Source organism: Mycobacterium sp. 155, assembly GCF_000373905.1.
Classification (GTDB): Bacteria; Actinomycetota; Actinomycetes; order Mycobacteriales; family Mycobacteriaceae; genus Mycobacterium.
On the sequence record NZ_KB892705.1, the window covers coordinates 751,672 to 764,417 of the forward strand.

General features: G+C 66.8%; 10 protein-coding genes. 7 read left to right on the forward strand and 3 right to left on the reverse strand.

Features of this window, described 5'->3' with window-relative positions; translation table 11 throughout:
* The first annotated feature begins 40 nt into the window (after window positions 1–40).
* From recO to B133_RS0103415, 3 genes are read left to right on the forward strand one after another with little or no spacing between them, the layout of a single operon-like run.
* On the forward strand, window positions 41–883 hold the full coding sequence (gene recO / locus B133_RS0103405; protein ID WP_018599312.1) for a DNA repair protein RecO: 843 nt from the start codon (window positions 41–43) through the stop codon (window positions 881–883).
* On the forward strand, window positions 831–1,712 hold the full coding sequence (locus B133_RS0103410; RefSeq protein ID WP_018599313.1) for a decaprenyl diphosphate synthase: 882 nt from the start codon (window positions 831–833) through the stop codon (window positions 1,710–1,712). Before recO ends, B133_RS0103410 begins: the two co-directional genes overlap by 53 nt.
* A 6-nt stretch (window positions 1,713–1,718) precedes the next feature.
* Entirely contained in the window at window positions 1,719–2,165 is a 447-nt protein-coding gene (locus tag B133_RS0103415) for a hypothetical protein (RefSeq protein ID WP_018599314.1), read from the forward strand.
* 28 nt (window positions 2,166–2,193) lie between these two features.
* On the opposite strand, the gene B133_RS0103420 is transcribed toward B133_RS0103415, so the two are convergent.
* Window positions 2,194–2,592 (reverse strand): Fur family transcriptional regulator, encoded by a 399-nt coding sequence (locus B133_RS0103420; RefSeq protein ID WP_018599315.1) that lies wholly within the window; start codon window positions 2,590–2,592, stop codon window positions 2,194–2,196.
* Window positions 2,589–2,978: a helix-turn-helix transcriptional regulator gene (locus B133_RS0103425; protein WP_018599316.1), complete on the reverse strand. Its 390-nt coding sequence runs from the start codon at window positions 2,976–2,978 to the stop codon at window positions 2,589–2,591. Before B133_RS0103425 ends, B133_RS0103420 begins: the two co-directional genes overlap by 4 nt.
* 87 nt (window positions 2,979–3,065) lie before the next feature.
* Here B133_RS0103425 and B133_RS0103430 point away from each other — a divergent pair, with 87 nt between their 5' ends.
* The 4 genes from B133_RS0103430 to nbtC are packed head-to-tail and all read left to right on the forward strand — an operon-like array spanning window position 3,066 to window position 10,683.
* Complete coding sequence (locus B133_RS0103430) at window positions 3,066–4,445, forward strand: glycine--tRNA ligase (RefSeq protein WP_018599317.1); 1,380 nt, start codon at window positions 3,066–3,068, stop codon at window positions 4,443–4,445.
* Between the two features lie 52 nt (window positions 4,446–4,497).
* Window positions 4,498–5,247, forward strand: coding sequence for a thioesterase II family protein (locus B133_RS0103435; protein WP_018599318.1), 750 nt, complete (start codon window positions 4,498–4,500; stop codon window positions 5,245–5,247).
* Complete coding sequence (locus B133_RS0103440) at window positions 5,244–6,566, forward strand: polyketide synthase (RefSeq protein ID WP_018599319.1); 1,323 nt, start codon at window positions 5,244–5,246, stop codon at window positions 6,564–6,566. The genes B133_RS0103435 and B133_RS0103440 overlap by 4 nt, the downstream gene beginning before the upstream one ends.
* Window positions 6,481–10,683, forward strand: a complete 4,203-nt coding sequence (gene nbtC / locus B133_RS22305; RefSeq protein WP_198290975.1) for a nocobactin polyketide synthase NbtC — start codon at window positions 6,481–6,483, stop codon at window positions 10,681–10,683. Before B133_RS0103440 ends, nbtC begins: the two co-directional genes overlap by 86 nt.
* 25 nt (window positions 10,684–10,708) lie before the next feature.
* Here the strand turns inward: nbtC and B133_RS0103450 are convergent, their stop codons facing one another.
* Window positions 10,709–12,706 (reverse strand): TPM domain-containing protein, encoded by a 1,998-nt coding sequence (locus B133_RS0103450; RefSeq protein WP_018599321.1) that lies wholly within the window; start codon window positions 12,704–12,706, stop codon window positions 10,709–10,711.
* Between the last annotated feature and the right edge of the window lie 40 nt (window positions 12,707–12,746).

Genomic DNA, 12,746 nt, shown 5'->3' on the forward strand with positions numbered 1-12,746 from the left:
GTTCGGCAAATCTGTCCGGCCACGATGAGAGACTGTCCCGATGCGGCTGTACCGGGATCGGGCGGTAGTGCTGCGCCAGCACAAGCTCGGCGAGGCCGACCGGATCGTCACCCTGCTCACCCGCGACCACGGTTTGGTCCGCGCGGTGGCCAAGGGTGTGCGGCGTACCCGCAGTAAGTTCGGTGCCCGGCTGGAGCCGTTTGCTCACATCGACGTTCAGCTCCATCCCGGCCGCAATCTCGACATCGTCACGCAGGTTCAGGCCATTGACGCCTTTGCTGCCGACATCGTCAGTGACTACGGCCGCTACACGTGTGCGTGCGCCATGTTGGAGACTGCCGAACGGTTGGCCGGCGAGGAGCGGGCGCCGATGCCCGCACTGCACCGGCTGACGGTGGCGGCGCTGCGAGCGGTCGCCGACGGTGCCCGCGCTCGGGAGCTGGTTCTCGACTCTTACCTGCTGCGGGCGATGGGGGTGGCCGGCTGGGCGCCGGCGCTGACCGAATGTGCCCGCTGTGCCGCGCCGGGTCCGCACCGCGCATTCCACGTCGCCGCCGGCGGCAGTGTGTGCGTGCATTGCCGGCCCAGCGGATCGTCCACGCCGCCGCAGGCGGTACTCGATCTGATGACGGCGCTGCATGACGGCGACTGGGAGTATGCCGAGACGACGACGTCGGGGCACCGCAGCCAGGCCAGCGGGCTCATCGCGGCGCACCTGCAGTGGCATCTGGAACGTCAGTTGCGGACATTGCCTCTGGTGGAGCGGACCTACCGGGTGGATCGGACAGTCGCCGACCGACGGGCCGCGCTGGTCGGGCAGGATATGGCACATGGCATTCAAACGGGGCAAGATCACCTACCCGCAGCTTCCCCCGGCGCCTGAGGACTATCCGACCTTCCCTGACACGTCGACCTGGCCGGTCGTTTTCCCGGAGTTGCCGCCCAATACCAACGGCCGCTTCTCGCGCCCGCCGCAGCACACCTCGAAGGCTTCCGCGCCGCAGATCCCGGCAGACCAGGTGCCCAATCATGTCGCGGTGGTGATGGACGGCAACGGTCGCTGGGCCACCCAGCGGGGGCTGGGCCGGACCGAGGGACACAAGATGGGTGAGGCGGTGTTGATCGACGTCACCTGCGGCGCCATCGAACTCGGTATCAAACACTTGAGTGTGTACGCGTTTTCGACCGAGAACTGGAAGCGCAGCACCGAGGAAGTCCGGTTCTTGATGGGCTTCAACCGGGAGGTGGTGCGCCGCCGCCGGGAGAATCTGGATGCCATGGGTGTGAACATGCGGTGGGTCGGCTCACGGCCCAGGATGTGGCGCAGCGTCATCAAGGAGTTCGATATCGCCGAGCAGATGACTGTCGACAACGATGTCATCACCGTCAATTACTGCGTGAACTACGGCGGGCGTACCGAGATCGTGGAGGCGGCTAGGGCGCTCGCCGAAGACGCAGTAGCGGGCACCGTGAATCCGAGCCGCATCAGCGAGGCGTCGTTCGCCAAACACCTGCACCGGCCCGACATCCCCGATGTCGACCTGTTCATCCGCACTTCGGGGGAGCGGCGAGCCAGCAACTTCCTGCTCTGGCAGGCCGCGTACGCGGAGTTCGTGTTCCAAGACAAGCTGTGGCCCGATTACGACCGTCGCGATCTGTGGGCGGCCTGCGAGGAATACGTCAACCGCAACCGTCGCTTCGGCAGGGCGTGATGCGTCATGCCTAGCCTTCTGCAACAGTTGTCCTCCGCGCTCGGTGAGGTGATGTCCGTCGTCGAAGAGGAGGACGACGCGCTGACCGTCACCGTCGACGGATCGGTCGCCTCGGTGCGCGTCGTCACCATCGCCGAAGGGCTGGAGATGGTATCTCTGACGCAGCCGCTGGCGTGGGATCTGCCGCTCAACAACAAGATTCGCGAACGGGTGACCAATCACGCCAGCCGCACCATGCTGGGCTCGGTGGTCTTGGTGGAGAAGTTGGTCACCACACCCGTCAACGGTACGACGGCGAAAGGGGCGGTGCGCAAGAGCTCGGTGAAGAAGGTCGCCGACGTGATGCTGCGTTACAACTTTCCGGCAGCCGGGCTCACCGACGAAGCTTTGCGCACGCTGATCCTGATGGTGCTGGCGACGGGTGCCGACGTGCGTCGCGACCTCATGTCATGACCCGTTGCCGGCGCGCGTGATCGGTGATTCAGTCGGCTGATCCGACACAGTCGCCGCACACCCCGAAGATCTCGATGGTGTGGCTGATATCGGAGAAGCCGTGCTCGCGGGCGACATCGGCGGCCCAGGTCTCCACGTTGCCACCGGACACCTCGACTGTGGAACCGCAATTGCGGCACACCAGGTGGTGGTGATGGTGTGCCGAGCACCGGCGGTACACCGATTCACCGGTGTCGGTGCGCAGGGTGTCGACGGCGCCCGCGCCGGCCATCGCCTGGAGCGTGCGATACACCGTGGTCAGGCCGATGCCCTCGCCGCGGCTCCGGAGCTCGTCGTGCAATTCCTGGGCGGACCGGAACCCCTCGGTTTCGTTGAGCAGGTCCGCGATCGCTGCCCGCTGCCGGGTGGATCGGACCGTTCCGGTCACCGCCTGTCCTCGCCGGCGTGGGTGACCGCGTCGACGACGATGTGGGACAGGTGGTGGTCGACGAGGCGGTAGAGCACCTCGCGCCCGGCCCGCTCACTGGACACCACGCCGGCTTGTTTCAGGATGCGCAGGTGTTGGCTGACCAGAGGTTGTGGCACGTCGAGGACATCGACCAGCTCGTGGACACAGCGTCCCGACTGCCGCAGCTGCAGCACGATCGCGATCCGCACCGGCGCGGCCAGAGCGCGCAGCAACTCGCCGGCGGTTTCGAGGATCTCGCGCGGCGGCAACTCCGGTGCCGGCGCGCTGTCGTGATCGCGCACCGTGTCGTGATCGGCGTGGTGATCCGGTGACGTAGATTCAGTCAAGTTGGAAACGGTTTTCATTAACTGTCAGAATACATGCACAAAGTCGCATGTCAACAGTTCTGGCGGATTATCGATGCTCGCGCGGTATCGCTACTCTGTTGCACCGTGGCATCCATCATCGACACCGTTGCGAACCTGGCCAAACGCCGTGGTCTGGTCTACCAGTCCGGCGAAATCTACGGCGGCACGAAGTCGGCGTGGGATTACGGGCCACTCGGCGTCGAGCTCAAAGAGAACATCAAGCGGCAGTGGTGGCGGTCGGTGATCACCGGTCGCGATGATGTCGTCGGCCTGGACAGCGCGATCATCCTGCCCCGGCAGGTGTGGGTGGCTTCCGGTCACGTCGAGGTGTTCAACGATCCGCTGGTGGAGTCGCTGATCACGCACAAGCGTTACCGTGCTGACCATCTCATCGAGGCCTACGAGGCCAAGCACGGTTGTCCGCCGCCCAACGGCCTGGCCGACATCCGCGATCCCGAGACCGGTGATCCCGGCCAGTGGACCGAGCCGCGCGACTTCAACATGATGCTCAAGACCTACCTCGGGCCGATCGAGAGCGAGGAAGGTCTGCACTACCTGCGGCCTGAGACCGCGCAGGGTATCTTCGTCAACTTCGCCAACGTGGTGACCACCGCGCGCAAGAAGCCGCCGTTCGGTATCGGCCAGATCGGCAAGAGCTTCCGCAACGAGATCACGCCGGGCAACTTCATCTTCCGCACCCGCGAGTTCGAGCAGATGGAGATGGAGTTCTTCGTCGAGCCCGCGACAGCGCCCGAATGGCACAAGTACTGGATCGACACCCGGCTGCAGTGGTACACCGACCTGGGTATCAAGCGTGAGAACCTGCGCCTGTACGAGCACCCGCTGGAGAAGCTGTCGCACTACAGCGCAGGCACCACCGACATCGAGTACAAGTTCGGCTTTGCCGGTAACCCGTGGGGCGAGCTGGAAGGCATCGCCAACCGCACCAACTTCGACTTGTCCACGCACTCAGAGCATTCCGGTGTCGACCTGTCGTTCTACGATCAGGCCACCGATACCCGCTACGTGCCGTATGTGATCGAGCCGGCGGCCGGCCTGACCCGCTCGCTGATGGCGTTCCTGGTCGATTCGTATACCGAGGACGAGGCGCCTAACGCCAAGGGCGGGGTGGACAAGCGCACGGTGCTCAAGCTCGACCCGCGGCTGGCTCCGGTCAAGGCCGCGGTGCTGCCGCTGTCCCGGCATGCGGATCTCTCGCCCAAGGCCCGCGACCTGTCTGCCGAGCTGCGCAAGAGTTGGAACGTCGAGTTCGACGACGCCGGGGCGATCGGCCGCCGCTACCGCCGCCAGGACGAGATCGGCACGCCGTACTGCGTGACGGTCGACTTCGACACCCTTGAGGACGGTGCGGTCACCATCCGCGAACGTGATGCCATGACGCAGGAGCGTGTCGCGCTGGACAAGGTGTCCGACTATCTGGCGGTGCGGCTGAAGGGCTGCTGAAAGCGGGACGAAGGGCCACACCGAAGAAAAGGTTAGGCTAACCTGACTGTCTGTGCGTCAGAGACAGGGATGGATCAGGAAGTTCCACAACCCGGACCCGGTCGGCCGGCAACCGCTGCTGATCTTTCCGCACGCCGGTGCTGGAGCATCGTGGTACCGGCAGTTCTCACGGGTGCTCAGTGAGCACTTCGACGTCATCGCCTTTCAGTACCCAGGCAGGCAGGACCGCGCGGGCGAGCCGCCGCTGACGTCGCTGCCGGATATCGCAGCCGGCGCCTTCGCAGAATTCGAAGCGTCGCAATATAACTGCGGTACACCGCTTATGACCTTCGGGCACAGTATGGGCGCGCACATCTCGTTCGAGTTCGCCAGAATCGCCGAGAGGGCCGGTGTGAAGATCCGGCAGTTGACGGTGGTCGCCGCGGTCGCGCCGCACCGATTGGCCGGCAAGCCGCCCGCCCCCAAAGACGACGACGGCCTGCTGCAACACCTGCGGTTCCTCGGCGGCACCAACGCCGACGTCGTTGCCGATCCCGAGCTGGTCAAGATGACGTTCCCGGTCGTGCGTGCCGACCATCGGGCCGCGGAGTCCTACCGCTGCGATCCGACTACCAGAGTGACCGCGGGTATTCGCGTCCTCGGTGGAGCGCACGACCCTATCGTCACGATGGCCGACCTCCACGGCTGGCATGACCACAGCGACGACGTCGAGGTCACGATGTTCGACGGCGGACACTTCTTCCTCACCGACCACTACGATGCGATCCGGGACCTGTTGGCGGGGTGTGAGGTTCGCCGATGACCCGGACGGTGCTCGATGACGTCGACCACATCGTCGTCTCCGGAATGTCGGTGGAGGCGCCGGGCGGTGTTCACACCCCGGCCGCCTACTGGGCCGCACTGAGCGAGTCCCGGGAACTGATCGGTCCGCTGCCTCGCGATCGCGGCTGGCCGGTGGACGACATGATGTCGCTGTCACGAATCGACGGATGGGCCGACGTGTGTGACGCCGGTGGCTTTCTCGACGATCCGGGCGCGTTCGATCCGGCGTTCTTCAATATCGGCCAGGTCGAGGCGACGATTACCAGTCCGCAGATCCGGCTCGCGATGAAGACGGCGTGGAAAGCGGTGGAGAACACCGGAATCAACCCCGCAGCTCTCGAGGGGGAGGAGGCCGGCTGTTTCGTCGGGGCGTACCCCACAGAGTATGGACCGTCAGCTTCCCAGGTAGACGAGTACGGCGGATATCGCACAGTCGGTCTCGTCACCGAGAGCATCGCCGGACGCGTGTCGCACTCTCTCGGATTGGCCGGTCCGTCGGCGACCGTCAACACCGCGTGTGCGTCGTCGCTGACGGCGCTGCATCTGGCCGCTGCGTCGGTTCGCAATGGCGAGTGCGATTGGGCGCTCGCCGGCGGGGTGTGCATCATGGGATCACCGGCGATCATCTACGACTTCGCCAAACACAACGCCCTTGCGGTTGACGGACATTGCCGCGCATACGCTGACGACGCCACCGGAACGGTGTGGGGCGAGGGTGCGGGCTTCGTCGTCGTCGAACACGAGTCGCGCGCTCGACGCGAGGGGCACCGGGTGTTCGGCCGAATCCTTGGCAGCCACTACAACCACAACGGCAAAGGGAAGGCGATCCTGACGCCAAGTGCGGACGCCCAGGCCGCACTGATCCGACGTGTCATGGCGACCGCCGGAGTCGAGGCAGCCGATATCGGCATGATCGAAGGGCACGGCACCGCGACGCGTGCCGGGGATCGGGCCGAACTCACCGCTTTGGCAAGCACTTACGGTGCCGCGGGATCGAACGCCTTGGTCGGATCGTCGAAATCCAATCTCGGACACGCCCAGGCCGCCGCAGGGATGCTCGGTGTGATCAAGGTGCTGCTCGCCGGTTGGCACGGCCAGGTGCCGGCGTCGCTGTTCACGGAAAGCCCTACGACCCAAGTGGATTGGGATCGTTCCGGCCTGCGATTGGCCGCCAAGTTGCAACCGTGGGAGCCCACGCGGGGAAGCAGGTACGGTGCCGTGTCGTCGTACGGAGCCGGCGGGGTCAACGCACACACCATCATCGGTATGCCGGCAGGAGAGGAGCGGGACGATTTCTGACTACCGACTTCCCGACGGGAGCGTTCCCGTTCTGCTGTCGGCCGATACGTCCGGTCTGCTCCGCGCCGAGGCCGCCGCGCTGATGTCCTACCTGCACGACCACCCCGCCGTGCCGCCGGAACGGGTGGCCGACATGCTGTTTCGAACGCGCCTGCCGAAGCGCTATCGCGCCCTGGCGATGGTCATCAGCCACGCCGGCCTCGTCGAGGCGCTCGGGTCGGTCGCCGATGGCCGTGGTCATCCGGCGGTGGCGCGTTCCGACGACACTGCGGCGCCGCGGCGCATCGCCTACGTGTTACCCGGCCAGGGCAGCCAACGCCCCGGCATGGGTGCCCTGTTCTACCAACATGTTCCGGCGTATCGTGCCGAAGCCGACCGCTGCGACCGCGTTTTCGGCGAGCTGTTCGGCACCTCACCGATGGGCTATCTGCTCGGCACGACCGAGGTCGGCGCTGGCACCGCCATGGTGCAGTCCGCGCTGTTCGTACAGATGGTGGCGCTCGGCGCGATGTGGCACTCGGTCGGCATCGACGCCGACGTGACGGTCGGGCACAGCCAGGGGGAGATCGCCGCGGCGTACCTGTCGGGGAAGATGACGCTGGAGGACGCGGTGCTGGTACTGGGCACCCGCGCTCGGGCGGCCGAGACCGTCGCCTCGGACGCGTTTGCGATGGCAGTCGTGGCCACCGACCGCGACGAGTGCGAGGAAGTGCTGGCCCGCCAAGACGGGTGGGCTCAAGTCTCGGTGGTGAATTCACCTCGGATGGTGGGCATCTCGGGTGAGCGCGATACGGTGCAGAGTGCGGTGGACGCGTTGGCTGCGCGCGGCCTGTTCACTCGCGTCATCCCGGTGAGCTACCCGGCGCACACCAATGCCGTCAGCCAGATTCGTGACGTGGTCGTCGAGGCCGTCCGCGGCGGCCTGCGCCACAGGGAATTCCTCGACAGCGACACCGAGCTCATCGGTGCGACGTTGGGCGAGCGGGTGACATCCGATCTGGCGGTCGCGGACTACTGGTTCTGGAACCTGCGCAACACCGTTCGGTTCGACCGGGCCATCGCTGCGGCTGTCGCGGACGGTACCGATGTCTTCGTCGAGCTGTCCGAGCACCCGACGTTGCACCTGGCCATCGAGGAGAACCTCGCCGCATTGCCGGCCCGGGCGATGGTGCTCGGCACCTCCGAACGGAACGCCGGGGATCTGAGCGTGTTCACTGCCAACCTCGCCGCGCTGGCGGTCAACGACATCGACTACCGCTGGGACTCACTGCGTTCGGAATCGGATGCGACCGTGACGCTTCCACTGCTGGACTTCCCGAACACGCGGATGAACGAGCTGCCGTTGTGGTTGCCGTACCACGGCGTCGCCGCACCGCGGGCCTCGGTGCCCGCCGAGCCGACGGTCCAGCCGGCTCCGCAGCCTCGGCCCGACCGCGACGTACGGGCACGGGTACTCGTCGAGCAGTGGAAACTGTTGACCCACCGGGCGGTGGTGGCGCCTCGCAGCCTCGGGATCGTCGATCACACGGGTGAATGCGCCGATCTGGCCGCGGCGCTGCGGACGCACGCCGAACTGCAGGAGCTCCACGTCCGGATGGTCACTTCCCCGGCCGATACCGAAGGTGTCGATGCCCTCGTGGTTCTGCAGCCCGCGCTTGAGCGGATGACCCTTGACGCCGTCGCTGCACAGGTCACGGCATTCTTCGCCGGCCGCGCCTGGTGGTTCCCGCCTGCCGCCGGGCTCACGGATTACTGGCTGATCACCGTCGGTGCCGAACCGGTGCTGGCCGATGACGGACCGCCGGAACCAGTTGCCGCGGCGCTCGCTGCGGGATTCCGCTGCCTTTCCAGCGAATATGCCGACACCGCGTTCAGACACCTGGATCTACCGGCGGGCCGAGTGGATGCCGGCGCGATCATCGCCGCACTGCACGCCGCCGGCGAACCCGAACTGGCGTTGCGCGAGGGCGGTCTGTACGCCAAACGGCTCGTCGACACCGGTACGCAGCCGACGACAGTCTCGCTCACCGGACGCCATGTCCTCATCACCGGCGGCACCGGCGCGGTGGGATTGGAGTTCGCCGATCATGCCGCGCAGGCCGGCGCACGTCGAATCACTTTGGCGAGTCGCTCCGGGATGTCGTCGGCGATTGCCGACCGCCTCCGTCGACTGTCGGAAACCACCGACATCCGCGTGGTGGCCTGCGATGTGACGGACCCCGACGCGGTGGCCCGGCTGGCCGGCGACATGCGAGACGCTCCGGTGGATCTGTTGGTACACGCGGTGATGGACGGTGAGGGCACCGGCGACACCGCTATGACCGACCTGTCGGCGGACCAGATCAGCCGTGGATTGCGCGGAAAGGCGATCGGGCTTGCCCGGGTGCTGGAAGCTGTTCCACTATCCGGCGAGGCTCGCATACTGCTGTGCTCATCCATGGCGTCGGTCCTGGGCGGACGCGGAAAGATCGTCTACGCGGCGGCGAACCGCCTGCTCGACGCGTTCGCGCACACCCTGCGCGCCGAGGGCCGCGACTGCGTCTCGGTGCAGTGGGGGCAGTGGGCGGTGTTCGAGGGCGGCGGGCGCGCCGAGATCGCCAACCTCGCTGAGATCGGCTACCGCGCAATGCCTTCGACCGTGGCGATCGAGCTCGGGCTCAGCCGGCTACCGGCCACCGCCGCCGTCGTCGCGTTCGACCTCGACCGGGCTCGATCCCGTTTCGACCTCCTCGGCTACGGCCCCACGCTGTCGGAGCTGGCGCAGCCGGTCGAACCGCGAGTGGTTCCTGTCGTGGATCGAGACGAGCCAGACGTCCGGCAGCGGCTGCTGAGCTTGTTCGCCGAAGTCATCGGGCTTGACGATCTGCAGGCGTTGGACAGCACCGCACCGCTGGTCGCATCGGGGCTCGACTCGCTCAACGCGCTGCAGCTCAGGCGCCGGATCAAGACTGAATTCGGTTGCGAGGTAGCGGCATCCGATCTGCTCGGCGGGGCTGATCTCGATGACGTGATCGGTTGGGTCGAAGCCGACGGTGAACCCGCCGCTGCGGGCGGACTCGACCTGAACGGGATTCGTTCGGCCCGACAAGACTTGGATCTGTTCGGGCTGGCCGCCATGTCGCGGTTACTGGACCCCGTGCTGAGCGACGGCGATGCGCACCATACGGCGGAGATCGTCGAACGGCTCCAGATCGTCGACCGGCATCAGTGGATCCTGCGTCAGTGGCTGGGCGAACTGGTCACCCGTGGTTTCGTCGGCCGCGAAGCCGGTGGGTACCGCCGGTTGCGGCCACCTCCGTCGCCTACCCGGTCCGACCTCGTCGCGGTGTGCGAAGACCTCGGTTATCCGGCTCCGTTCGGGAAATTCCTGGCCGCGGCCAACGAGCATCTGGGTGAGCTTGTCGCCGACCGTCTCAGCCTGCAGGAGCTGCTGTTCCCGGACGGGTCGACGGCCACCGCCGATGCGTTCTACCGCGACAACGTCATCAGCCGCCACCTCAACCAGAAGGCGTGTGAGGCGGTCTCCGACACCGTTCGCCGGCTGATGACCGAGCGGTCGCCGGTGCGGATCCTGGAGTTGGGGGCGGGAGTGGGCGGCATGACGAACGCCATCGTCGGCGGCCTCGCCGGGCTACCGGTCGAATATCACTTCACCGATGTCTCGACGTTCTTCCTCAATGCGGCACAGAAGCGCTTCGCCGATACCCCGTGGATGACGTTCGGGATGGTCGACCTCAACACCGATCTCGGCGAGCAGCCGCCGTGCGACATCGTGGTCGCCGCCAACGTCGTCCACAACGCTCACGACATCGGCCGGACGCTCGACGAGATCCACGCCATCCTGCGGCCGGGCGGTGCGGTCATCCTGATCGAATTGTGCACAGCCCACTGCTCGTTGATGACATCGGTGTACTTCTTGATGTCCCCGCGCCCGGGGCAGCCGCAAGTGGGCCTCACCGACGTGCGGGCCGGCACCGACCGGATCCTTCTGACCCGCGACGAGTGGCACGGTGAGTTCACGCGGGCGGGTTTCACCCCGGCGCTGACGCTGCCCACCGGTGACGACCCGCTGGCATTGCTCGACCAGTACCTCCTCGCGGCAGTGCGCAAGACCTGACGGGCGCCCGGCAACCAGTGCGGCGTCAGAACCGGCCGCTACCGCCGCTGTAACTGCGGCCCGACGAGCGTGACGCGCCGCCATAGGACGTCGGACGACCCATGCTGCGGCCGCCTCCGTAGCCACCGCCGAGCCCCCCGCGCAGCACATTGCCGATGATGATGCCGCCCAGCACCGCACCCATGTCCGATCCGCCGCCACCGCCGTACTGCGAGGCGTAGGAACGCTGTGCGGCGCGTACATCGTCATTGGCCAGCCCCTGCGCCTGTGCGGCCAGCGTCGACGCACCATTGGCGTGCGCGACAGCCTCATTCGGGTTCTCGCCGCGCTTGGCCAATGCGGCCTCCAACTGCCGGTTGGCTTCGGCGAGCCGGGTGCGGGCCTCGGGGCCAATGCTGCCGCGACGGGTATCGATGAAGTCGGACACGGCTTTGATCCGGGACCGCGCCGTTTCGATCGCCTGGTCCAGGGCGCGCGCCAGCCGCTCGGCGGCCTCGCGCTGAGCGTGCACGCTTGCCAGCAGTTGGTCCAGGTCGGCGTCGGCTTTGGTCAGCCGCGTGAATGTGCCGAGCGGATCGGCCGCGCCGTTGGCGGTTGCGTCGTCGGCAGCTTTGGCGGCCGCGTCGCGTGCGGTGGTCAGTTCAGCAGGCTGCGGTGTAGCCGGATCGTTGAGCAGAGCTGTGGCTTGACTGATGCCGTTGTTGATATCGGTGATCGCAGCAGGCAGTCCGGCGATCGCCCGGTTGATGTCGCTCGAGGCGCTGTCCACCGCGTCGAGCAGAGTGCGTGCCTGCCCCAGCGCGGATTCCGCGGCACGTACGGCATCCACCAGCGCGGTCTGGTCGGCGGCGGGACGGGACACCAGACTGCGCGCCGACGCGATGCTGCGGTCGGCGAAGGCCAACCGTTCCTTGGCCGCATCGACGTTGCCCGCGACGGCACTCAATGCATGCGCATCGAACTGCTGGTGCAGTACATCCAACGTCTGCTGCGACGGCGTCATGCGGGCGGTCAGATCGACCACCTGCTGGGTCATGTCGTCCAACCGCGTCGGGGCATTGATCACCAGGTCTCGCAACTGGTCGAAGGCGGTGCTCTGGGCGTCGAGCTCGCGGTCGGCCTTCGCCGCCTCCACCACAACGCGGGTCAGCAGGTCGCGTCGCTGCAGCGGCGTCTCGGGTATCGCGTCGTCGAGGATCTGGCGCACGTTGAACGCCTGTGCCAGCGCGGTTTTCGCATTCGCGACGGCCCGGCTGAACGCTTCGGTCTGCTTGGGGCCGAATTCCTCGACCGCCAGCTGCAATTCGGCGGCACTGGTGCGCACTGCGTTGTCGACGTCGACGACGATCGAACGGGAGAGTTCGTCGAGAGCGTCGAGCGGCACCGTGGCCAACGCATTCGGGTCGGTGGGGTCGACCCGCTTGGCCGCCTCGAATTCGGCCTTGTGGCGCTTGGCCCTTCGTCGCGCCGACCACCACCACAGCAGCCCGGCCAGCGCCAGCACCACGCCGAGAGCGATCACCAACGCCGGCCACGAGATACCGGACGCCGCTTGTGGTTCGGTGTTCAACCGATTGGCCGCCGCGATCGCCGCGCCGGCCCAGTCATCACGACGCAGCGCGGGAGTGATGCTGCTGCGCCGGATGTCGTCGGCCTCCGCGGAGCTGATGGTGGTGATGGTCGAGGGCACCTGGAAGGCGAACGCACGGTCCACGGTGGCCACCGCCAACAGCGCGTCGTCGTCACCGAAATCGCTCATCGCCATCGTGCGCTGGGCCCACCCGAGCGCGTTCTGCCCGGAGAAGTCCTCGACGAAAACCACCCACAGCTTGATGCGGCGTTCGTTGTAGAGCTTGTCGAGCGCGCTGAGCACATCGGCGCGCTGGTGCGGTGAGAGCGCCCCCGCATTGTCGGTGAGCTGGGTGGCCAGCCGCAGCGGTGGCTCGGCACCGGCACTCGGGGCCACGAGCAGCCCGGCCATGAGGATTGCGAGCAGCATGGGCAGCAGACGGGCGATGCGCATGACGGTCAATCTAATGTGCCGGACGATGTTGCTGCTGCGT